18 protein-coding genes and 2 tRNA genes are annotated in these 22,491 nt (G+C 55.7%); 2 read left to right on the top strand and 18 right to left on the bottom strand.

What is annotated here, in order from left to right:
* Positions 1-2: 2 nt before the first annotated feature.
* Complete coding sequence (locus tag BBCT_RS03055; protein ID WP_003836579.1) at positions 3-674, top strand: O-methyltransferase; 672 nt, start codon at positions 3-5, stop codon at positions 672-674.
* Positions 675-797: 123 nt separating this feature from the next.
* Here the strand turns inward: BBCT_RS03055 and nhaA are convergent, their stop codons facing one another.
* The 9 genes from nhaA to BBCT_RS03010 all read right to left on the bottom strand — a co-directional run bounded on the left by nhaA (position 798) and on the right by BBCT_RS03010 (position 10,465).
* The gene (nhaA, locus tag BBCT_RS03050) at positions 798-2,171 is read right to left on the bottom strand and encodes a Na+/H+ antiporter NhaA (RefSeq protein WP_407921706.1); all 1,374 of its coding nucleotides are present in this window, start codon (positions 2,169-2,171) and stop codon (positions 798-800) included.
* A 232-nt stretch (positions 2,172-2,403) separates the two neighbouring features.
* A tRNA-Arg gene (locus tag BBCT_RS03045) sits at positions 2,404-2,477 on the bottom strand.
* Positions 2,478-2,521: 44 nt separating this feature from the next.
* Positions 2,522-2,595, bottom strand: a tRNA-Arg gene (locus tag BBCT_RS03040).
* A gap of 135 nt (positions 2,596-2,730) precedes the next feature.
* Positions 2,731-4,044 carry an ATP-dependent Clp protease ATP-binding subunit ClpX gene (gene clpX / locus BBCT_RS03035; protein WP_033513248.1) on the bottom strand — a complete coding sequence of 438 codons (1,314 nt, stop codon included), beginning with the start codon at positions 4,042-4,044 and terminating at the stop codon, positions 2,731-2,733.
* Positions 4,045-4,195: 151 nt separating this feature from the next.
* Positions 4,196-4,897 carry an ATP-dependent Clp protease proteolytic subunit gene (locus tag BBCT_RS03030; protein WP_003836574.1) on the bottom strand — a complete coding sequence of 234 codons (702 nt, stop codon included), beginning with the start codon at positions 4,895-4,897 and terminating at the stop codon, positions 4,196-4,198.
* 2 nt (positions 4,898-4,899) lie between these two features.
* Entirely contained in the window at positions 4,900-5,520 is a 621-nt protein-coding gene (locus tag BBCT_RS03025; RefSeq protein ID WP_172620097.1) for an ATP-dependent Clp protease proteolytic subunit, read from the bottom strand.
* 130 nt (positions 5,521-5,650) lie between these two features.
* On the bottom strand, positions 5,651-7,309 hold the full coding sequence (locus BBCT_RS03020; RefSeq protein ID WP_033513240.1) for a peptide ABC transporter substrate-binding protein: 1,659 nt from the start codon (positions 7,307-7,309) through the stop codon (positions 5,651-5,653).
* Between the two features lie 99 nt (positions 7,310-7,408).
* Positions 7,409-8,848, bottom strand: a complete 1,440-nt coding sequence (locus BBCT_RS03015; protein ID WP_033513238.1) for an MFS transporter — start codon at positions 8,846-8,848, stop codon at positions 7,409-7,411.
* 222 nt (positions 8,849-9,070) lie between these two features.
* Complete coding sequence (locus BBCT_RS03010; protein ID WP_003836567.1) at positions 9,071-10,465, bottom strand: replication-associated recombination protein A; 1,395 nt, start codon at positions 10,463-10,465, stop codon at positions 9,071-9,073.
* 83 nt (positions 10,466-10,548) lie between these two features.
* Here BBCT_RS03010 and BBCT_RS03005 point away from each other — a divergent pair, with 83 nt between their 5' ends.
* The gene (locus tag BBCT_RS03005; protein ID WP_033513235.1) at positions 10,549-13,107 is read left to right on the top strand and encodes a DEAD/DEAH box helicase; all 2,559 of its coding nucleotides are present in this window, start codon (positions 10,549-10,551) and stop codon (positions 13,105-13,107) included.
* Here BBCT_RS03005 and BBCT_RS03000 read toward each other — a convergent pair.
* The 9 genes from BBCT_RS03000 to aspS all read right to left on the bottom strand — a co-directional run bounded on the left by BBCT_RS03000 (position 13,089) and on the right by aspS (position 22,485).
* On the bottom strand, positions 13,089-14,075 hold the full coding sequence (locus tag BBCT_RS03000) for a PPK2 family polyphosphate kinase (protein ID WP_003836565.1): 987 nt from the start codon (positions 14,073-14,075) through the stop codon (positions 13,089-13,091). The two genes, BBCT_RS03005 and BBCT_RS03000, sit on opposite strands and share 19 nt — an antisense overlap.
* 184 nt (positions 14,076-14,259) lie before the next feature.
* A complete protein-coding gene (locus tag BBCT_RS02995) occupies positions 14,260-15,402 on the bottom strand; it encodes an amino acid ABC transporter permease (RefSeq protein WP_003836564.1) in 1,143 nt (380 codons plus the stop codon).
* Between the two features lie 6 nt (positions 15,403-15,408).
* On the bottom strand, positions 15,409-16,086 hold the full coding sequence (locus tag BBCT_RS02990) for an amino acid ABC transporter permease (RefSeq protein WP_003836563.1): 678 nt from the start codon (positions 16,084-16,086) through the stop codon (positions 15,409-15,411).
* Entirely contained in the window at positions 16,086-16,925 is an 840-nt protein-coding gene (locus BBCT_RS02985) for a glutamate ABC transporter substrate-binding protein (protein ID WP_003836562.1), read from the bottom strand. The genes BBCT_RS02990 and BBCT_RS02985 overlap by 1 nt, the downstream gene beginning before the upstream one ends.
* Positions 16,926-16,964: 39 nt before the next feature.
* Positions 16,965-17,723: an amino acid ABC transporter ATP-binding protein gene (locus BBCT_RS02980; protein ID WP_172620109.1), complete on the bottom strand. Its 759-nt coding sequence runs from the start codon at positions 17,721-17,723 to the stop codon at positions 16,965-16,967.
* Between the two features lie 185 nt (positions 17,724-17,908).
* Positions 17,909-18,043 (bottom strand): hypothetical protein, encoded by a 135-nt coding sequence (locus tag BBCT_RS09600; protein ID WP_003836555.1) that lies wholly within the window; start codon positions 18,041-18,043, stop codon positions 17,909-17,911.
* 170 nt (positions 18,044-18,213) lie between these two features.
* Positions 18,214-18,978, bottom strand: a complete 765-nt coding sequence (locus BBCT_RS02975) for an amino acid ABC transporter ATP-binding protein (RefSeq protein WP_003836553.1) — start codon at positions 18,976-18,978, stop codon at positions 18,214-18,216.
* Complete coding sequence (locus BBCT_RS02970) at positions 18,975-20,528, bottom strand: ABC transporter substrate-binding protein/permease (RefSeq protein ID WP_003836552.1); 1,554 nt, start codon at positions 20,526-20,528, stop codon at positions 18,975-18,977. Before BBCT_RS02970 ends, BBCT_RS02975 begins: the two co-directional genes overlap by 4 nt.
* 157 nt (positions 20,529-20,685) lie before the next feature.
* Positions 20,686-22,485: an aspartate--tRNA ligase gene (gene aspS / locus BBCT_RS02965; RefSeq protein ID WP_003836548.1), complete on the bottom strand. Its 1,800-nt coding sequence runs from the start codon at positions 22,483-22,485 to the stop codon at positions 20,686-20,688.
* Positions 22,486-22,491 lie beyond the last annotated feature (6 nt).

Below are 22,491 nucleotides of genomic sequence, written 5' to 3'. Positions count from 1 at the left end.
CCATGGATAGAACGTCGTACACCAATCTCGCCAAGTCTTGGGAATACGTTGAAGATCATGCGTTCTCACGCCAGTCAACCAATCTGAACGCCATTCGTACCCACGCCGAAGAAGCGGGCATTCCGCAGGGTTCCGCGGCACAGGCGGAGTTGTTGCGCATGCTGGTGCATATGGTGGATGCGTCGTCAGTGATTGCCGTCGGTACCGGTTCCGTAGTGGAAACGTTGCAGCTTGTCAATGGTTTGGATAACAAGGGGCAGCTTACCGCGGTCGATTCCTCTTCCCAAGGCATTGCGCTGATTCGCACGTTGTTCAATCGTCTTTCCGACGAGACGCAGACCACGCTTCGTGCGGTGAATGCTCCTGTCAACGTGTTTCTGCCGCGTTTGAACGCCGAAACATACGATTTGATCGTTGTTGCTGGCGACGCCGAAAATTATGCTGCCTCTTTTGAACAGGCTCCCCGCCTGCTGAAGAAGCATGGTGTGATCGTATTCACGGACGTGCTCGCTTTCGACGCTGCGACTTCCGCAGGTGGCGTATTGAATCCCGCCAACCGCGACGCCAAATCCATTGCCATGCGTACCCTACTGGAAACCGTGGAATCCGATGAACGTTTCATCACCGCGCTCACTCCGACCGGTACAGGTCTGCTCGTAGCGGTCAAACGCTAGTATGGCTGTTTCCACCGATCTGCCGTTTCCTTACACAACAAAAGCCGACGCTCACGATATGTGATAAACGTCGGCTTTTTGCGTGTCTGGCATATGGCGCGGAATGCCATAGCCGGAACGTCGTTATTTGACCTTTGGATGTGTGTTGATCATCTGGCTGACCACAACGGTGCCATCTTCAAGCACAGATTCCACTTCCCCAGCAGCGTCCTCGTCGGCAGTATGATGCTTATGTTTCGACGATGCGGCAGCGGTCAGTTCGAACTTCTTGGATTGACGGCTCAACAAAATACCAGAAATCACCGCTGCGACCATGGAGCCAACAAGCACGCCAAAGCGTGCCTCCGCAGACAATTCGGCATCCTTATATGCGAGCGAGGAGATCAGGAACGACACGGTGAAACCAATGCCGCAAGCGCAGGCTGCGGGGAACATGTCACGCACACGCAGCCCCTTGGCCATCTTCAATCCAGCCACATGCGTGGAAAGCCAGGCCGTGATCATGATGCCTAAAGGCTTGCCGACCACCAACGCCACCATGACGGCGACAACGACTGGCGAAACGAACAGCGCCAAAGTCAACGATTCAAAATGCACGCCTGTGGCGAACAGCGCGAAAATCGGCAAGGCCAGCAACGCGGAAAACGGTTGCAGTTTGTCCGCATAGCGTTCGGCGCGTGGAGTCTTTTCGCCGTAGCATTCATGCGCGGGAGTAAGCAGACCTACCAACACGCCAGCCAGAGTGGGATGCACACCAGCTTCAAACATCATCACCCAAGCCAGAATACCGACGATGGCCACGGCAAACCATGGCACTTTGCGCATACGCACGAGGAAATACCATACGACCGCGCACACGGCGATGCCGACGAACCAGTACCATGCGTTCACCGAAGAGAAGAACACCGCGATCAAAATGATGGCAAGCAGATCGTCCACCGTAGCCAATGTCATCAGGAACGCGCGAATGGAGCCTGGCAACGCCTTGGCGAACAAGGCAAGCACAGCCAGCGAGAACGCGATATCCGTAGCTGTAGGAACCGCCCAACCGTGGGACATCTCGCCAAATGTGAAACTCGTTCCGGAAGCGATGACCAGCGGATTGGAACCGAAACCAGAGAATAGGAACAGCGTTAATAGGAATAGCACCGGCGGGACCATCATGCCACCGACCGCGCACAGCATCGGCACCGCAGCCGCCTTGGGATTCGACAGCGAGCCGGTAGTAAGTTCCTGCTTCAATTCCAGTCCAACGGTCAGGAAGAACACCGTCAGCAAACCATCCTGCACCCAGTGGCCCAGTCCCATGTCGATATTGGTGTGTGGAATGGCGATGCGGAAGTTCTCCAGCTCTTCGAACGTATGTGCCGTGAATGGCAGGTTCGCGAGCAGCAGACCGGCGAGTGCGAAACCGAGCATAATCAAACCCGATATGCGATCGGAAGCGGCGATACGCCGAATAGTTGCCCAGGTTCCCCTCTTCGATGCGGTCATTATGCTCCTTGTCTTGCGGCCGATATCGTTCAGCCACATGGTAAACGACGCATGAGAAAACATGCATGAAAACGCCCTCCAGTATACCGAAAGGTCTTGGCGTTCTTTGTAAACGCATAGCGTCTATGCCCAATACGAAATGGTATACAACATAGGAGCTTTTAATAAATTCGACGAGACCATAGACCCGTAAGAAAACGAAAGCCTCCCCCGCATTTCGCGAGGGAGGTTCATGTGCGCGAGACAGGATTCGAACCTGCGACCTGCTGATCCGTAGTCAGCTGCTCTAATCCGCTGGGCTACTCGCGCAACGTCATCTCATTTATTTATGCCACCTGATGACCGGTGGCCAGTGCGCGAGACAGGATTCGAACCTGCGACCTGCTGATCCGTAGTCAGCTGCTCTAATCCGCTGGGCTACTCGCGCAACGTTGCTTGTTTTCGGCAACTCGTATAAGATACACCCAAATGGCCACGCAGCAAAATCTCGGCGTGTCGCACTTGTTTTCATGGATTTTATAGAGAGATTCGCATTTGCCTCAGCCCCACAAAATCTGAATTCTCACGCGGTGCGTCTGCGGGGAATCTCCTCCGTCGAAACCTTCAGCAGTTTCGGGGTGCCGGATCCATTGACGGAAGCCTCATCCACCACCACTTCCGACACGCCGGTCATACTTGGCAGCTGGAACATCGTATCTTCCAAGGTCTTCTCAATAATCGACCGCAAGCCGCGCGCTCCCGTGCCCCTGCGAATCGACGTGGCCGCAATCTGCCGCACCGCATCCTCGGTGAACGTCAACGTCACCCCATCGATCGCAAACAACTTCTGATACTGCTTGACCAGCGCATTTTCCGGTTCGACCAGGATGCGCGCCAAATCATCCTCCGTAAGTTCCTCAAGCACGCTCACCACCGGCAATCTGCCGATGAATTCAGGCAATAAACCGAAATCGGCAAGATCGTCGGCCGAAGCCTGGGCAAGCAGCTCACGCTTCGGCACCTCGCGCTCATGCCAGGCCGCACCAAATCCGCTTTCGCGAGCACCCAGGCGCTGTGCCACAATATCGGCGAGTCCAACAAAAGCACCACCGCAAATGAACAGAATGTCGCGGGTGTCGATCTGCACCGTTTCCATTTCTCGATGCTTGCGTGAACCTTCCACAGGCACGGAAGCCACAGTGCCTTCCAAAATCTTCAGCAGGGCCTGCTGCACGCCCTCACCTGACACATCGCGTGTAATAGACGTGCTCTCGCCGCTTTTGCGCGCTATCTTGTCAATTTCGTCAATATAGATGATGCCCTGCTGCGCACGCGCCACATCGCCGTCAGCAGCCTGGATAAGGCGCTGCAGCACGGTTTCCACATCGTCGCCCACATAACCGGCTTCGGTGAGCGTGGTGGCGTCGGCAATCACGAACGGCACGTTCATGACTTTCGCCAGCGTCTGCGCAAGATACGTCTTGCCCACGCCGGTAGGCCCCAGCAGCAGAATATTCGATTTGGCCACCTGCACGCCAGCCAACGGATCGTCGTTTTCGCGGGTTGCACGATCGCTTAATTCCGTAGATTCGCGCATTTCCATGTTGACGCGCTTGTAATGGTTGTATACGGCTACGGAAAGCGTACGTTTTGCCGATTCCTGCCCAACCACATAGTTGTCGAGATAGGCGCTGATCTGGGCCGGTTTCGGCAACTGCAACGTGTTCAGCTGGGCATCCTTGACACGTTCTTCGGAAATGATGTCGACGCATAGCTCGATGCATTCGTCGCAAATGGCCGCGCCCGACCCGGTAACGAGCTTGCGCACCTGATTTTCCGTTTTACCGCAGAACGTGCATCGTGACACTTCGTCGTTGTAGCTGACCACTCGTCCCATTCGCACCCCTTTGTTTTTCGTACCTGCCATTGAACAACTGACGCCATGCAATCGTCATTGAAAACACAATACCCCTGCCGACGCCTGGCAGGGGTATTGATTTGTGAAGATGCGCAACTCGACCTTCGGCCAAGATTGCCGCAACGACCGCTCAGCCGCGGTGTTCCAGCACCTCGTCGACGATGCCGTATTCCTTGGCCTCCGGAGCGGTCAGGAAGGTATCGACCTCGATATCCTTGCGAATCTTCTCCACATCACGACCAGTATGCTTGGCCAGTGTATTTTCAAGCCATTCGCGCATACGCAACATTTCCTTGGCCTGGATTTCGATTTCCGTAGCCTTGCCAAAACCCTGGTCGATGGCTGGCTGGTGTATGAGTACGCGGGCGTTTGGCAGCATCAGACGCTTGCCCTTGGCACCGGCTGCCAACAGGATGGCGGCCGCAGAAGCGGCCTGACCGAGGCACACGGTCTGCACGTCCGGCTTGATGTACTGCATGGTGTCATAGATGGCGGTCATGGCCGTCATGGATCCGCCTGGGGAATTGATGTACATCATCACATCGCGGTTCGGATCCTGGCTTTCGAGCACCAGCAGCTGGGCCATGATGTCATCGGCGGAAGTGTCATCGACCTGCACGCCCATGAAGATGATGCGGTCTTCAAACAGACGGGTGTACGGATCCTGCCTTTTGAAACCGTACGGGGTCTTTTCTTCAAACTGCGGCAAAACGTAGCGGTTCTGCGGTGCGAAAGCGGCTTCACGAGCGGCCGCCGCCCGGAATCCGACCACTCCGGCCGGACCTGCAAGTCGCTCTGCGCGGGCTACGAACTGGGATTCTTCGCTTGCCATGTTCACTCTCCCTTGGTGGCGTTCATCGTGTCGTGCGTGGAAACGAGCTTGTCCACAAAGCCGTATTCCAACGCTTCCTGCGCAGTGAACCAGTGGTCGTACTCGTTGTCGCGGTAGATTTCCTCAACCGTGTGGCCGGTCTGCTCAGCCGTCAGCTCGCTCATGGTCTTCTTCATGTCCATGATCAGCTCGGCATTGATACGCACATCGGTTGCAGTACCGCCGATGCCACCGGAAGGCTGGTGCATGAGCACGCGGGCGTGGGATGTCAGGAACCTCTTGCCCTTAGTGCCAGAGCTCAGCAGGAACTGGCCCATGGATGCGCACATACCCAAGCCAACGGTCGCCACGTCAGGCTCGATGAGCTGCATGGTGTCGTAAATGGCCATACCTGCGGTGATGGATCCTCCCGGAGAATTGATGTACAGCCAAATATCCTTCTTCGGATCTTCGGCGGCCAGCATCAGCATCTGCGCGCAAATGCGGTTGGCCATCTCATCTTTGACTTCCTCGCCCATCCAGATGATGCGGTCTTTCAGCAGACGGTTGAAAATCGGATCGGCGGGCCCTGCCGGCATGTCTTCGCCAGCCATAACGGGCAGAGGTGCACTGAAGTTGCTCACCTTGTCTCCTTTTCCTATGTTCTCTATAGCTTCACAGCCTACCGCTTCGAAGCGACTGGGAACGAAATTGCGCTGACAGTGGAGTCTTCGCGCACCTCGATATGCGTCTTTGAGGGGCTGCTTAACGAACCTATTTGACGATGGTGTTGTATTCGGGAACGCCCATATAGTTGTAGTTCACTTCCACGCCTTTGGCCGATGCCGCGGTCACGTTGGTATACCACAAAGGAATCACCGGCATATCCTTCAGCAACACACGTTCGCTCTGCTGATACAGGCTCACGGCCTTGTCCAGATCGGTTTCGGCCGCAGCCTGATCAATCAGCGCATCGAATTCATCGCTCTTGTAATCACCGTTGTTCAAGCCCTTGCCGTCCGCCGCAGAGGAATCGTATGCCTGCACCAGATAGCCTTCCGGATGCGGGTAATCGGATTGCATGCCCGACTTGAACGCCGCATCGATGGTACGCTCCTGAATGGCGCTCCTCAGCTCTTTGGACGTGGCGAATGGGTAACTTTCAGCATCAATACCAAGAGCGTTGCGAATGGAATTGGCCGCAGCCTCCACCCATTCCTTGTCGGTGCCATCGGCGCTGTATGCGATGCGGAACGTTCCGCTCCATGGCGAAATCGCATCCGCCTTCGCCCACAATTCCTTGGCTTTCGCCTCATCGTACGTAAGCACGTCATCAGCGTCAAGATCGGTATCGTATCCCTTGATCACGGGAGCGAGGAAATCGGTGGCGGGCGTCACGGTACCGCTGAAAATCGCGTCGGCGATGTTCTCACGATCGATGGCATGCGCGATGGCCTGACGGCGATACCTGCCTTCCTCACCTTGGAAGTGCTTGAGATTCTGCGAAATCGTAAATGCCGAAAAAGACGGACCGGGCTTGCTGACGGCTGTGATGTTCTTTTCGTTCTGATAGGTTTTCAGCGCGGAAGTAGGAATGGAATCAAGCACGTCAAGATTGCCTGCCAGCAGATCCGAATAGGCCGCGTCAAGGCTTTGATACACCTTGAAATCGATGCCTGCGTTCTTGACTTTGCGCGGTCCCTTGTAGGAGTCGTCTTTTTCAAGAATGATTTCTTCGCCGCTCTTGTACGCCTTCAGCTTGTACGGGCCGTTGCCGATCGGTTTTTGCCCGTATTCCTTGGGGTTTTTGATGACTTCGGACGGCATTGGCAAGAAGGCGATGTCTCCGATTTTGTACAGGAACGCCGAGTTCGACGCTTTGAGCTTGACCTTCAGCGTGGTGTCGTCGACCACGGTAAGGCCGGATAGCTGCGCGGCTTTGGAGCCTTCGGCATCCTGCAAATCATCGTAGCCCTGAATGTCTTCGAAAATAGAGGCTCCCACCTGCCCGTTGGCCGCGTTGGCCGCGAACGACCAGCTTTTCGCATACGTGTCGGCGGTGATCTTCTCACCATTGGAGAACGTCAAATTCGGCTTGAGCACGATGGTGTATTCGGAAGCGTCATCATTCGGCGTGATCGATTTGGCCTCGACCAGTGTTTCATTGCCTTCCGCATCGAATGTGACCAGACCGTCGTACAGTTGGCTGACGATCTTCCAGCCGGACATGTCGCTGGTGTCGCTTGGCAGCAGACCATTCGACGGTTCCGTAACGTTGACGCTGACCACCTTATCGGCACTGGTGGCTTCGGTCACGGTATCTTTCGCTTCCACGGATCCGCAGCCCGCAAGCAGCGCGACGATGGAAAGCGCTGCCGTGATTGGCTTGAGCAGGCCGGTGGTAATGCTGCCATGCAGTCGTTGGTTGTCCATTGCTGTCCTCTCGATAAATGGTAGAGACAGCATAGCAAGCCAGCATTTCCCCACGAAGCGCTTTCCTCACATTACGCTACAGGCTTTTTCTATAGCCGGTTATTTACGTTTTGCGCCGATTCGGAACGCCGCAATCAGGCAGCAGATGGCTATGGAGACGATGGCAATCATCATGGCGAACGTCCAACTTCCGCCAACCGCCGTGGCATGACGGAACGCATCACTGCCCTCTTCGCCTGAACCGGCCTGGGCCACCGACAGAATCGTGGAAAAGAGCGCTGTACCGGCGGCACCACCAAACTGCAGGCAGGTGTTGAACACCGCATTGCCGTCCGGCATGAACTGAGGCGCGATATTGCGTAACGCATTGGTCATGATATTGGAAAAACCAAGCGAATAGCCAAGTCCGAAAATAAAGTAGAAACCGGCAAGCATGACGGGTGTCAGTCGCATGGAAAATACCAGCAGCAGAATCGGCCCGCAAATCGCGGCGAAAAACGCACCGAGAATCGGACGCACCGGTCCGAAACGGTCATACAGCATACCTCCAACCGGTGCGAAAAACGCGCCGATCAACGCACCCGGCAGCACCAACGCGCCGGACAGGAACGCGCTGGCTCCCAACGAAAGCTGCGCCACATTGGTAATCACATAACCGAAACCGATGCCGACGATCGGCAGCAACATATAGGCGATCAAATGTAGCAACACCATCGGGTCACGCAACCAGCCCAAACGGATCAGCGGCGAGAACGAACGCTTCGACGACCAGCCAAAAAACAGCAATGCTCCCAACCCAACGATCAGACTCACCACGGCGAACACTGCCGACATCATGGCGCTGCTACCGGAAACCGCGGCGCTGACGGACACTCCAGCTTGATTTAGGAACATCACCAATCCACACAATGCAAGCACAATCGACACGAACTGCAACGAATTGAGACGTGCCTCTTCCGTCGGGCGATGCTGTTCGATGCATTTTAAACCGACCGGCAACGAGATCAGCAGAACAATCGGAATGACGATCACGAAAATCGCACGCCATGGCAGAATGCTCGACACCGCGCCACCGACGGTCGGACCAATTGCCGGAGCGACGGTGATGACCAGCGAACCGACGCCCATCAAACGACCGATTTTGCTCTTTGGCGACTGTTCAAGAATGATGTTGATCATCAACGGCGTGGCCACACCGGAACCCATGCCCTGAATCACACGGGCAATGAGAATGACCGGGAACGCATGACCGACGATCATAATGAGCGAGCCAAGCACGGCAAGCGCCACCGCGGCAAGGAACAACGTGCGGTGCTTGAAACGACGGTTGAGGTATGACGACAACGGCATGGTGGCCGCGACCACCAGCAGGTAGATGGTGGTGATCCATTGCACGGTTGCGGTGTCGACGTTGAATTCCCGCATGAGTTGCGGGAAGAGCACCGTCATCACGGTTTCGGTGAGAATGCCGATGAAGGCGAGGGAGCCGACCGCCACGATGGCTCCAATGAGCTTGCCGGGAATGCGTTCGTCCGGCATTTTCCTGACGTTTTCGTTACTGTTTCGACTGATATGGCTGGTGGTTTCGAGCGTTGTATTCCGTTCTTGCATAATCACTTTCCGCGCACTTTTTCCTGCGGCCATGTGCGACGCCGCGATTGATGCATGGACCTTGCTCATAGCAAGCAGGCATCAACCCCAACGAAGAATTTTAGCGGACCCCTAGTCCAACGGCAACGAAGAATGAGAACAGGCACCACACTAGGCTCGATTAGAGTTGCCGGTTTGACCACCATTCTTCTCATGCAGAATCTTCCGAATTTTCTCCAATCTCGGTTTGATCTCATGCTCGTAGCCGCGGTCGTTCGGATGGTAGTATTCCCGCCCTACCAGCTCGTCCGGCATGTATTGCTGCGGAGCTACGGCTCCTGGCCAATCGTGCGCGTACCGATACCCCTCATGATTGCCCCAACTTTTCATCAGGGCGGTCGGCGCATTCCTCAAATGCAATGGCACTTGGCCGATCAATCCCGCGTCCACATCGGCGAGCGCACTGTTGATGGCGTTGTAGCCGGCGTTCGATTTTGGCGCGGTGGCGACAGCGAGCGCCGCTTCTGCGAGAATAATACGCGCTTCGGGCATGCCGATCATGGCTACGGCCTGCGCCGCCGCTACGGTTACCTGCAGTATTTGCGGAGCCGCCATGCCGACTTCCTCGGAAGCTGCAATCATAATGCGTCTGGCAATGAACCGCGGATCCTCACCGGCGCGCAGCATGCGTGCCAAGTAGTGCATGGTGGCGTCCGGGTCGGATCCACGCATGGATTTGATGAATGCGGAGATCACGTCGTAATGGTCGTCGCCGTCTTTGTCGTAGCGCACGGTGGCCACGTCCATGACCTGCGACACCACGTCGGGAGTGATGATCGGCCGTTTCGCGCCTTTTTTGCGTGCCTTGTCTCCGGTGAGCGCCCCTGCGGCGGCTTCAAGGATTGTCAGTGTTTTTCGCGCGTCGCCTCCGGCCATGCGCACGATTTCGTCAACGGCTTCGTCGTTGATTTTGACTTCGTTTTTAAGTCCATACTCGCTTTCGATGGCCCTGTTGATGAGCGTTTTCAGGTCGTCGGGTTCCAGCGATTCAAGTTTGACGACCACGGATCGGCTCAACAGCGGTTTGATGACCGAGAAGCTTGGATTTTCCGTGGTGGCTGCAATGAATGTGACGTCACGGTTTTCCACGCTTGGCAGCAATGCGTCCTGCTGCGATTTGGAGAATCGGTGCACCTCGTCGATGAACAGTACTGTTTCCTTGCCTTCCGCGACAAGACGATCATGGGCGCGTCTGAGTACATCTCGCACATCTTTGACGCCGGAGGTGACTGCGGAAAGCTCTTCGAAGACTCGACCGGACTGTTTGGCCACAATATAGGCGAGCGTGGTTTTGCCGACCCCGGGAGGCCCGAACAGAATAATGGAACTCGGTGCCGTCAGCGAGCCTTTGGACGCCGGATTGGCGAGCCTGCGCAGAGGAGAGCCCTGCCCTAGCACCCGCGACTGGCCCACCACCTCGTCCACACTCGACGGACGCATGCGCACGGCCAGCGGGCGTATCATATCTTCGGGAGCGTCCATCGCGCCAAACAAATCCTCAGTCATAACTTCTACTGTACCGCAACATACGCAATAATTCGAACACACGTTCGACATTCGAGTTCATGCCAACCGCTAGACTGGCAATCATGGCTGACGATACGAATTACGGTTCTCTGGGCGCGTTGGCGCCGAATTGGAGCGATGGCGAGCGCAACATCGACACGGACGAAATCTACGAGCGTTTTTTCGAGTGGGTGGCGGACATCAAAGGTGTTGAGCCGTGGCCCCATCAGGAAGAGGCCATCATGGACCTGCTCGCGGGCGACCATGTCATTTTGAACACGCCCACCGGCTCCGGCAAATCACTGGTGGCGTTGGGCATGCATTTCGCGGCGCTGTGCACGGGCCGTCGCTCGTATTACACGGCTCCGATCAAGGCGCTGGTGTCTGAGAAGTTCTTTGATCTGGTGGAGGTGTTCGGTCGTGAGAACGTCGGCATGATCACCGGAGACACGCACATCAACGCCGATGCGCCGATCATCTGCTGCACTGCGGAGATTCTCGCGAACCAGGCATTGCGTGAGGGCCGTCATGCCGATGTCGGCTGTGTAGCGATGGATGAATTCCATTATTATGGCGATTCGGAGCGCGGTTGGGCCTGGCAGGTTCCGCTGCTGACATTGCCGAACACGCAGTTTTTGCTGATGAGCGCCACATTGGGCAACGTCGATGCGATCGCCGACAAATTGGAGGACATGACGGGCACGGACGTCGACATCATCGCCGATGCGCCGCGCCCGGTGCCGTTGACGTACGAATACACGCTTGACTCGTTGGAGAAGACCGTCGAACTGGCGTTCGGCAGAGGCGAAACTCCGATTTATGTGGTGCATTTCTCTCAAGACGCCGCATTGGAGACGGCGAACGCCCTGGCAAGCACAGGTGTGTCCAGCAAGGAACAACGTGCCGCCATTGCGGAGGCGATCAAGGGCACGAAGTTCACCACTGCATTCGGCAAGATTTTGCAACGTCTGTTGCGCACCGGAGTCGGCATTCACCATGCGGGCATGCTCCCTCGCTATCGTCGTTTGGTCGAGCAGCTCGCACAGCATGGCTTGTTGCCGGTGATCTGCGGCACCGACACGTTGGGCGTCGGCATCAACGTACCCATCCATTCCGTGGTGTTGACCGCATTGACCAAGTTTGACGGCACGAAAATGCGCAAACTGCGTGCCCGCGAATTCCATCAGATCGCGGGACGTGCGGGACGTATGGGCTTCGACACGGAAGGCTTGGTCATCGCCGAAGGGCCGGAATTCGAAATCGAGAACGCCAAAGCCCTCGCCAAGGCAGGCAATGATCCCAAGAAGCTCAAGAAAGTCAAGCGCAAGAAGGCGCCAGAAGGTTTTGTCACATGGAATGAGAACACGTTCGACAAGCTGATCGACGCGGCCCCTGAAACTTTGGTACCACATATGAAGGTCACGCATTCCATGGTGTTGAACGAAGTGGCGCAGGGCGGCGACGCACGCTACCGTATCGATCGCCTAATCGACGATTCAGCGCAAAATCCGGAACAGAAGGAGCATCTTCATGATCGTGCCGACGAGATCTTCCAAACGCTGTTCGACACGAATGTGATCGAAACGGAAGACCGAGATGATGGCGGCAAGGACTATTTCATGACCGTCGACATGCCGGATGATTTCGCGCTTGACCAGCCATTAAGCCCGTTCCTGCTGGCCGCGTTGGAACTGCTTGATCCGGAATCGGAAAGTTACGCGCTTGACGTGATTTCCATGGTGGAAGCCACGTTGGAAGATCCGAAGCAGGTGTTGCGCGCGCAGGAACGTCAAGCCCGCGATGCGGCGATGATCCGCATGAAGGAAGATGGCCTCGACTATGACGAGCGCATGGACCGCTTGCAGGAAATCACCTATCCGAAACCGCTGGAAGACATGCTTCAGACGGCGTTCGACGAGTACCGCCATGATGTGCCTTGGGCCAACGATTATTGGTTGAGCCCGAAATCGGTGATCCGGGACATGGTCGAAACAGCCTCCGATTTCACCGGTTACATCGCGCGCTACAATATCGCCCGCTCCGAAGGCACGCTGCTGCGCTATCTGTCTGACGCATATCGCACGCTGGCGCGTACCGTTCCTTTGGAGAAGCGCAACGAACAGTTACGGGACATCATTTCTTGGCTTCGTGTGGTGGTTCGTTCCATCGACTCCTCGCTGGTCGATGAGTGGGAGAACGCAGGAGCCGGCACCGACGATTCCGAAGCCGCCGCGAGCCTGGCCGCGCCCGGCGCGAAGCAGGCCGTGGTGGAGGATCGTCGAGGCCTCACCGTGCTCATACGCAATGCCATGTTCCGCCGTGTGCAGCTTATGGATCTCGACAAGCCCGATGAGCTCGGTGCGCTTGACAAAGACTGGGGTTATGGCGTGCACGAATGGGAGGACGCGCTCGATGACTTCTACGATGAGCACGAATACGTCAACACGGATGCGAAAGCCCGTAGCGGCGAGCTGTTTATCCTCGACGATTCCAAGGAGAACAGCGAACACAGCTGGAAAGTGCGTCAGATCATCGACGATTCCGATGGCGACCATGATTGGGCCATTACCGGAACCATCGATCTTGATACCACACAGTCGAGCGGCGAAGTCGTGTTCTTCGACTACAGCGTTTCCAACTGACGCCGCATTTCATCGGCATCGACCTCCAAGGGCGGCCAGATCATATTCATGTTCTTCAACGTGTTGCGAAGAAGTTCAGACACGACCGCCCTTGAATACCAGCGATTGTCGGCAGGCACCAAGTACCAGGGCGCCTGCTCGGTGCTCGTACGCGCGAACACGTCCTGCCATGCTGCCATGTAGTCGTTCCAGCGGGCGCGAGCTTCAAGGTCGCTCGGGTCGAACTTCCAATATTTGGTCGGATCTTCCAGTCTGCTAAGGAAATGCTCCTTCTGCTCTTCTTTGCTCACCACAAGGAATATTTTGATGATGGAGCATCCGTCCGCAACCAATTGCGATTCGAATCGGTTAATTTCGTCATATCGCGCCTGCCATACTTCCTCCGGATATGTTTTGTAAATACGCGGCATGACAATATCTTCATATTGCGATCTATCGAAAATGGAAATCCAGCCATTCTTCGGCAGTTCGCGTTTGATGCGCCACAAATAATCGTGGTCCTTTTCCTCACCTTTGGGTGCACCGAAACCGTGATAATGCATACCCATAGGATCGCCTTGGCTGAATACGTGACGTACGATGCCGCCCTTGCCGGAAGCATCCATGCCTTGCAGAATAATCAGCAGACGACGGCGAGACCCTTTCACACCATTGGCATACATCAGCCGCTGATATCGTGCGATTTCAGAAGAACTAATCGAGATGAACCGTTCCGCATCATTCTTGTTGCCATCAAAACCCGGCGTGGAATCGCCGTCGATTTCGGCAACCCTCGTATCGTGGTGGAATCGCAGCAACTGACTGGGCGGAAGCGTCCATACGGAACTGAGCAACTCGCTTGCCTTGGCAACATTCGCAAGTCCTTCGGCAACGGAACTGCAGTTCTTCCCCTTCTCAAGTCTGTCCTCAACCTTGTTCAACGTCTTCGCAATGGACGATATCTTCGCATCCTTGTCTTTGTCTGGCATGACAAGCCTCCTTGCTTATCCCCTGATAATAAGCTATGCGGCGATTGAAACGTGGCATCGCCACACCCAATCGCCGCATACTGCTTTTCTTACGTTTTGTCTGACTTCTTTCATGCAATAGGGCGCTGATTCCTCGCTCTCTGCAAGAAATCAGCGCCCTATGGTCTTCGCAGATCAAATGACGTCACTGCTTGGGCTTATCGCCCTTTGATTTGTCGGACTTCGGCTTATCGAATCTTAGCTTGTCCTGCTTGACCGTATCTTTGATCGGCCTGCCGTTCTTGTCGAACTCAACCTGGCTTTCCGGATGCGTCTCGTCGAATCCCTGAACGTAGCGGGTCTGACGCCAATGGCGGATCGACGCGTTGGAACCACGATGATGCACATGGTACAGGCGTTGGGCGCCGCCAAGCGGCACGCCTTCCTTGGCCACGGCGATCTGGTTCACATTCGACGGATCCATAATGGCGATTGGCGCAACTGGTTCCGGTTCAGCAGGTGCCGCGGTGTGCTTCTGCATGCGTTCCGGCAGCCATTCCGCAAGTCGGCTCAGCAGCCAGCACGCGATAAAGTAGATGACGGCGGCAACAACCAGCGTCTGCAGAATATTGAAATACATCGAACCGAGACGACGTGATTCCTGCAACAGATCGGTATACATGATGATCGAGCCGAGGGCAGTATCCTTCAGCACCACCACCAACTGCGTCACAGCGGCAGGAAGCATGGCGTAAATGGCCTGCGGCACTTCGATTTCCATCAGCGACTGCGTGCGAGTCAGACCCAAGGCGAGCGACGCCTCACGCTGGCCGTTCGGCAGGTTGCCGACGCCGGAACGAACAAGCTCAGCCACCACGGAACCGTTATAAATCACCAATGCGAGCACAACAGCCCAATATGCCGGGCTTGCCAGGCCGGCAAAAGCGAACCAACGCCAGAAGAAGATCATAAGCAACAGCACAGGGACCGCGCGGGCGAACTCAACGACGGCGCCGGAAATCGCACGAATCACGATGTTCGGAAGCAGACGGCCAATACCGAACAGCAAACCGAACAGGACCGCGCCAATCACTGCCAGCACGGAGGCGCGAATAGTAGCCCACAATCCCGGCAAATAGAAGTCGGTCCACGCTTCGGCATCAAGAGCCGGCTTCCACAGTTCCCAGCTCAGCTGGTTCTCGCCATCCGGCGGATTGTGAAGCCTCATGAGAATCAACACAACCACAATCGCGAAGGCGATGCCTGCAATCCAATTGACGATACGAATGGTTTTACGGCTCTTAGGACCGGGCTGGTCGAACAGCACCGCGCTTTCATTGCTTGCCATGGTGCGTCACCTCCTCACCGCGAGCTTGTTGGACAGATACGTGGTCAGCATGCCGATCGGAATGATCAGAATCACATAACCGAACGCGAAGATAAGGAAGATTGGAATAATCACGTCGGAACGGTATTCGATCATTTCGCTCATCAACGACGAGGTTTCGGTGGCGACGGATGCCGCGGCCGCAACCGTGGAGTTCTTCAGCAATGCGATGAGCGTATTGCCCAACGGCGCCACGGAGCCGCGGAATGCCTGAGGCAGAATGATCTGGGTGGCGGACTGCATGAAGTTCAATCCCAATGCGCGGCAGGCTTCAGCCTGGCCGAGAGGCACCGTGTTGATGCCGGATCGCAATGATTCGCATACGAACGCCGCCGTATACAGGCTCAAGCCGGTGACGGCCAGCCAGAAGAAGTTCGTGGCGAACGTGTCGGAGAAGCTGAGCTTCAGCTGTGCATAGGCGCCCAGCACCATGAACACCATGATAATGGTCAACGGCAGGTTCTTAAACAATTCGACATAAGCGCCCGACACTATGCGCAACGATGCGACTGGAGAGATGCGCATCATCACGAGGATGACGCCAAGAATCGTGGAGAACAACGCCGACCACAAGGTCAGTTCGATGTTCACCAAAAACGCAGCCGGCACATTGTACTGGCTGAACAATGAGATGAACGCTTCCATTACTTCTCCCCCTCAGTCGGCTCCGGCGGATTGTACTTCGCGTTCGGCGTGTATGCAGTACCCTTCGTGTTGTCGGAAATGGCACGCTGCCAGGAACCATCCTGAATCATATCGGCGATGGCGTTGTTAATCCGGGTGGCCAGCTGCGTATCGTCCTTCTTGATGCCGACGCCGTAATACTCCTGGGTGAACGGCTTGCCGACCACACGCAGACGGCCACGCGAAGCGGAGGCAAGACCCGCCAGAATAATATCGTCGGTGGTCACCGCATCAACGATGCCCGAGAACAGTGCGGTAGCGCATTCCGCGTAACCCGGCTGCTCCATGAGCTGCACTTCGTTGGCGAACTTCTCCTTGACGGTAACCGCGGAAGTGGAACCGGTCACGGAGCACAGACGCTTGCCGTTAAGATCCTCCGGACCCTTGATGGAGGTTTCATCCTTACGTACAAGCAGATCCTGACCCGCAACGAAGTACGGTCCCGCGAAGGAGACAACCTTCTTACGTTCGTCAGTGATGGAATACGTTGCAACGATGAAATCGACATCGCCATTCTGCAGCATAGCCTCACGCTGCTTCGACGGTGCCTCCTTCCATACGATCTGGTCTTCGGAATAGCCGAGTTTCTTCGCAATGTACTTGGCCACATCCACATCGAAGCCGACATAGGTGCCGGACTTCTTGAATCCCAAACCAGGCTGGTCGAACTTGATACCGACGCGAATCTTGCCATCGGCGTCGTCCGCGCCACAGGCGGACACTGCGAACACGCATGCGCATGCGCAGAAGGTCGCTATAACCCTGCGCAGCATACGCTTCGCCCTCATAGAAAGTTTCATATCGAAAAACCTTATTCCGTCTTATTCCCGTCAGTCATTTCAGTGGGTGAGAATCTTCGACAGGAAGTCCTTGGCACGATCGGTCTTCGGATTTTCAAAGAAGTCCTCCGGCGTGCTCTGCTCAAGAATCTGGCCGTCAGCCATGAACACGACCTTGTCAGCCACCTTGCGCGCGAAGCCCATCTCGTGGGTCACGCACAGCATGGTCATGCCTTCGTGAGCCAGCTCCACCATGACGTCAAGCACTTCATTGACCATTTCCGGATCAAGTGCGGACGTCGGCTCATCGAACAACATGACCTTCGGCTGCATGGCAAGCGCTCGTGCGATGGCGACACGCTGCTGCTGACCGCCGGAAAGCTGCGATGGCATCTTGGAAGCCTGCGAAGCCACGCCCACTCGGGAGAGCAGATCCATGGCGAGATCCTCGGCCGCCTTCTTATCCATGTGGCGCACCTTGATCGGTGCGAGCGTCACATTCTCAAGAATTGTCTTGTTGGCGAACAGGTTGAACGACTGGAATACCATGCCAACCTCAGCACGCAGGCTGGCGAGCTCCTTGCCTTCCTGAGGCAACGGTTTTCCATCAATGCGAATATCACCGGAATCAATGGTTTCCAAACGGTTGATGGTGCGGCACATCGTGGACTTGCCGGAACCGGATGGACCGACTATGACCAGCACTTCGCCCTTCTTGACGGTGAGGTTGATATCCTTGAGCACATGCAAGTCACCATAGTGCTTTTCAACGTGGGTCAATTCGACCAGCGGTCGGTCGCTGTCTTCCGTGCCCGGCATAATCGGGCGCGTCTCTTGCGTTTCTTTGATATCTGTCATACGGATAGTATATGGAAGCCATGTTTCCGCGGCTGTTACCGTCCCCTGACGTGCTCGAAATATGAGACAGCGTTGTCTCAAAATGCATCATAGCGCGTTACCGACCGCAATACTGATATCTCATATCTCACGCACCATGATGGCAGCTACCACAATCGCGGTAATTCGATAGCCAGCACGGATATTACGAACAATACAACCACCGCACCGAACACTACCCGTTCGGAAACCTTGAATTTGAAACCGTCCATAACGCGGCGACACATATCACCAATACTCATGTATTCCAACGTAGGAACACCAGGCAACGAGAAAGAGCAAAACAGGCGAACGCAAGATGAATTTCATCCTACATTCGCCTGTCTTTTACATGCAGATTCGTATGCGAACCTTTACGATGGCGCAACCATCACGTTACCACCGTAATCCGCATGCCACCCTGTCAAAACCGTCAGAGCACTTTGGAAAGGAATGTCTTCAGACGTTCGCTCTTCGGATGGTTGAAGATCTCATCCGGAGTGCCTTCCTCTTCGATCACGCCCGCATCCGTAAAGATCACACGGGTGGCCACTTCGCGGGCGAAACCCATCTCATGGGTCACCAGCACCATGGTCATTCCCTCTTCGGCCAGTTCACGAATGACTTCGAGCACATCTCCGACCATTTCCGGGTCGAGCGCCGATGTGGCCTCGTCGAACAGCATGACTTTTGGGCGCATGGCCAAGGAGCGAGCGATGGCCACACGCTGCTTTTGACCGCCTGACAACGATTTCGGCATAACATCGGCCTTTTCGGCCAATCCCACGGTTTTCAGCAATGCCATCGCATGTTCTCGTGCCTGCTCGTCGGTTTTCTTGTGCACCAGTTTCGGCGCGAGAGTGATGTTGTCGATCACGCTCATGTTGTTGAACAGGTTGAAATGCTGGAACACCATGCCAACCTGCTCACGCACCTGGTCGATGTTCACGTGCGGATCGCCCAAATCATGGCCGTTGACCACAATCTGGCCGCTGGAGGCTTTTTCGAGTCCATTCAGGCAACGCAATATGGTGGATTTACCGGCACCGGACGGTCCGATGATGCAAATCACCTCGCCCTTGCGTACCGTAAGATCGACGCCTTTGATGACTTCCGTATGGCCATAGTTTTTATGCAGATTCTTGACGTCGATGATCACTTCGCCATCATTGTTGCCGTGATTGCCGTTCTCGCTCATCGATTCACCTTCCTGTCAACGATATTGGCCAGCCATGTGAGGATGGTGATGGCCACGAAGTACATCACACCGACGATCAGCAACGTTTCGGTGACGCGGAAGTTCGCCGCATACAATTGCTGCGCCTGGTACAGCAATTCACCGAAGCCGATGGCCAGCAGCAGCGAGGAATCCTTGATCATAATGACCAGCTGGTTGATGATCGATGGCATGGCGATCGCAGCGGCCTGAGGCATGATCACGCGCGCCATAGCCTGATGATGATTGAGGCCAAGCGAGCGTGCGCCCTCCATCTGACCAGAGTCAACGGACTGCACGGCGCCACGCACGATTTCCGCCAGATATGCGCCGGAATTGAGCGACAGCGTCAACGCGCCCGCAACCCAAATGTTCACACTGTGCCCGATCAGCTGCGGCACACCAAAATAGAAGAAGAACGCCCATACCAGAATCGGCGTACCACGAAACACTGCAATATAGACCTTGGCTATGCCTTCCAGAATCTTGTTTTCAGACACCTTCATCAAACCAAAAGCGACACCCAGAACCAGCGCGATCGCAAATGACAGCAAGGTAATCAACAACGTGTTCTTCAGACCGGTCAGCAAAGCCGGCATCGACTGTTTGACAAGCCCCCAAAAACCGACTTTCTTCTGAGCCGCATCGTCGGCACCATTGTCGGTGACCTTGCCGGAAATCGCCTCGACCTGTTCCTTCGCGCCGGCTTCGCCCAAATACTGCGCAACGATCGTCTCATATTCGCCCGAAGCGATGAGCTTGTTCAAACCATCGTCGATGGCGGCCAGCAGATCAGCGTTCTTGCCTTTATTCACGGCCATGCCATATTCGCCGTGCGGCACCTTCGGTGTCACGATCTTCAAACCGTTATTTTGGGAAACACCGTAGGCAAGCACCGGATAGTCGTCGAATACCGCGTCCGCATTGCCGGATTTGACCATCTCGTACATGGTTGACGACTGGTCCACAGAAGTCACAGTGTAGCCATACTCGCTCGCATGTTGCTTAGCGTAGGATTCACCTTCCGAACCGGTTTTCGCAACAACGGTTTTACCGTCAAGATCCTTGTAACTGGTAATACTATCGTTGTTTTCAGCGATGGCCATTTGAATGCCGGACTGGAAGTAAGGATTGGAAAAATCGTAGGTCGCCTTGCGTTCGTCGGTGATTGACATGCCTGCGATCACCACATCCACCTGATTGGAGCTCAAAGCCTGCAATGCCGCATTGAAACCCAATGATTGGATGGTGACTTTGAATCCTTCTTCTTGGGCGATGGCACGGATCAGTTCCATATCGATACCGGTCATCTTGCCGTTCTCCCGATATTCGAACGGTGCGAACGTGGTATCAGTACCAACCGCGTAGGTTTTGCCCTTGACTGCGGAGGGGTCTCCGACTTCGGCAGCGTTAGCGCTGACTGGGGATGCAACGAGTGCGCTCACTGTCACAATCAGTGTCATCGCCAACGCGAGAAGCCGCATCCAGACACCATGAAAATCATGTTTTTCCAACGATTGTTTCAAATTCATACTACAGATTCAGCTCTTTCTCATAATATTTCAATACTCATCTTTGCTCCACCATACCGGCAGCAAGAGAAAATAGACAACGCATACAATAAAAACAGGCTGTCCTCGCATGGTCTCTCATGCAAAGGCAGCCTGTTATCTCAAAGCGAAAACGCTATCAGTCTTCGTCTTCTTCCGGATCATAATCAACGCCGGTTTCCGCACGCTGTTCGTCGGAAATCGGAGCCGGAGCGCCGGTCAGCGGATCACGACCGCCGCCAGCCTTCGGGAAGGCGATGACGTCGCGGATGGAGTCGGCGCCAGCCAGGATGGCTGCGGTACGATCCCAACCGAGAGCGATGCCAGCATGCGGCGGAGCGCCGTACTTGAAGGCTTCAAGCAGGAATCCGAACTTGTCGGCAGCCTCTTCAGGAGTGATGCCGAGCACATCGAGCACACGATCCTGAATGTCATCGCGGTGGATACGGACGGAACCGCCGCCCATTTCGTTACCGTTGCACACGATGTCGTAGGAATCGGACATGGCGTGTTCCGGATCCTTGTCGAAGGTGTCAATCCAATCCTTGGACGGCATGGTGAATGGGTGGTGCATAGAAGTCCACTTGGAGTGGCCGACCGCCACATCGTCATCATCCGGATCGTCGGCGGCCTTGAACAGCGGGAAGTCCACAACCCAGGTGAACGCGAAATCGTCGGGCTTGAGCAGACCGGCACGATCAGCCAATTCCACACGCACGGCACCCAGCAGCTCCTGAGCGGAGATGCGGCGGCCTGCGGCGAAGAACACGGCATCGCCGTCTTCCGCGCCAACGGCTTCCTTCAGGCCAGCGCGTTCCTCTTCAGACAGGTTTTTGGCAACAGGTCCCTTGAGCTCGCCGTTCTCAGCGAACACCACGTAGGCAAGGCCCTTGGCGCCGCGCTGCTTGGCCCAATCCTGCCAAGCGTCGAACTGGCGGCGAGGCGTGGCTGCGCCACCCTTGAAGAGCACCGCGCCGACGTACGGAGCCTGGAACACGCGGAACGGAGTGTTCTTGAAGTAGTCAGTCAGCTCGATCAGTGGATTGCCGAAACGCAGATCCGGCTTGTCGGAGCCGTACTTATCCATGGCTTCCTGCCAAGTGATGCGCTGAATCGGCAGCTGGATCTCATAGCCTGCAGACTTCCAAATGGCGGCGATGACCTTTTCGGCCATGGCCATCACATCTTCCTGATCCACGAATGCCATTTCCATATCAAGCTGGGTGAACTCCGGCTGTCGGTCGGCACGGAAATCCTCATCACGGTAGCAACGTGCCAGCTGGTAGTAGCGTTCCACGCCAGAGACCATGAGCAGCTGCTTGAGCAACTGCGGGGACTGCGGCAACGCGTACCAGGAGCCCGGCACCAAACGGGCCGGCACCACGAAATCGCGGGCGCCTTCCGGCGTGGACTTGATCATGGTCGGAGTTTCGACCTCTTCGAAGCCCATCTCCTCCAGAGCGTGGCGTGCGGCCTTCGACATCTGGGAACGCAACTTCAGATTGCGCTGCATGGACGGACGACGCAGATCGAGATAACGGTACTTGAGACGAACTTCCTCACCCGGCAGCTTGTTCTCGGACTCGTTCTCCAAAGCGGTGGACACCTGGAACGGCAGCGCATCGGACTTGGCAAGCACCTCGATGCTTTCGGCAACGACCTCGATCTTGCCGGTGGCCAGATGATCGTTCTCATTGCCGTCCGGACGCAGGCGGACCTCGCCTACAACCTGAATCACAAACTCGGAACGCAGCGGACGTGCCATGTCCTCGTCATAAATGACAACCTGCACCAAACCAGTGTTGTCGCGAAGATCGATGAAGGCCACGCCGCCGTGGTCGCGACGACGATCAACCCAACCGGAGAGCGTCACCTTCTGACCGACGAGTTCCTCGGTCACTTCGGTTGCATGATGTGTTCTATAAGCCGTCTGGCTCATGCTTCC

Source organism: Bifidobacterium catenulatum DSM 16992 = JCM 1194 = LMG 11043 (assembly GCF_001025195.1).
In the GTDB taxonomy this organism is placed as follows: Bacteria; Actinomycetota; Actinomycetes; order Actinomycetales; family Bifidobacteriaceae; genus Bifidobacterium; species Bifidobacterium catenulatum.
The sequence above is the reverse complement of the archived record's forward strand: the minus strand, read 5'-3'. Positions and strand labels throughout refer to the sequence as shown.

Excerpts from the sequence above, each read along its gene's own strand:
- BBCT_RS02975 (WP_003836553.1), bottom strand. The coding sequence starts at position 18,978 with ATGAGCGAGAACGGCAATCACGGCAACAATGATGGCGAAGTGATCATC.
- BBCT_RS03005 (WP_033513235.1), top strand. The coding sequence starts at position 10,549 with ATGGCTGACGATACGAATTACGGTTCTCTGGGCGCGTTGGCGCCGAAT.
- aspS (WP_003836548.1), bottom strand. The coding sequence starts at position 22,485 with ATGAGCCAGACGGCTTATAGAACACATCATGCAACCGAAGTGACCGAG.
- BBCT_RS03020 (WP_033513240.1), bottom strand. The coding sequence starts at position 7,309 with ATGGACAACCAACGACTGCATGGCAGCATTACCACCGGCCTGCTCAAG.
- BBCT_RS02980 (WP_172620109.1), bottom strand. The coding sequence starts at position 17,723 with ATGCCGGGCACGGAAGACAGCGACCGACCGCTGGTCGAATTGACCCAC.
- BBCT_RS02995 (WP_003836564.1), bottom strand. The coding sequence starts at position 15,402 with ATGGCAAGCAATGAAAGCGCGGTGCTGTTCGACCAGCCCGGTCCTAAG.
- BBCT_RS03010 (WP_003836567.1), bottom strand. The coding sequence starts at position 10,465 with ATGACTGAGGATTTGTTTGGCGCGATGGACGCTCCCGAAGATATGATA.
- BBCT_RS03000 (WP_003836565.1), bottom strand. The coding sequence starts at position 14,075 with ATGCCAGACAAAGACAAGGATGCGAAGATATCGTCCATTGCGAAGACG.
- BBCT_RS02970 (WP_003836552.1), bottom strand. The coding sequence starts at position 20,528 with ATGAATTTGAAACAATCGTTGGAAAAACATGATTTTCATGGTGTCTGG.
- BBCT_RS03030 (WP_003836574.1), bottom strand. The coding sequence starts at position 4,897 with ATGGCAAGCGAAGAATCCCAGTTCGTAGCCCGCGCAGAGCGACTTGCA.
- BBCT_RS02985 (WP_003836562.1), bottom strand. The coding sequence starts at position 16,925 with ATGAAACTTTCTATGAGGGCGAAGCGTATGCTGCGCAGGGTTATAGCG.
- clpX (WP_033513248.1), bottom strand. The coding sequence starts at position 4,044 with ATGGGACGAGTGGTCAGCTACAACGACGAAGTGTCACGATGCACGTTC.
- BBCT_RS03015 (WP_033513238.1), bottom strand. The coding sequence starts at position 8,848 with ATGCCGGACGAACGCATTCCCGGCAAGCTCATTGGAGCCATCGTGGCG.
- BBCT_RS03055 (WP_003836579.1), top strand. The coding sequence starts at position 3 with ATGGATAGAACGTCGTACACCAATCTCGCCAAGTCTTGGGAATACGTT.
- BBCT_RS09600 (WP_003836555.1), bottom strand. The coding sequence starts at position 18,043 with ATGAGTATTGGTGATATGTGTCGCCGCGTTATGGACGGTTTCAAATTC.
- BBCT_RS02990 (WP_003836563.1), bottom strand. The coding sequence starts at position 16,086 with ATGGAAGCGTTCATCTCATTGTTCAGCCAGTACAATGTGCCGGCTGCG.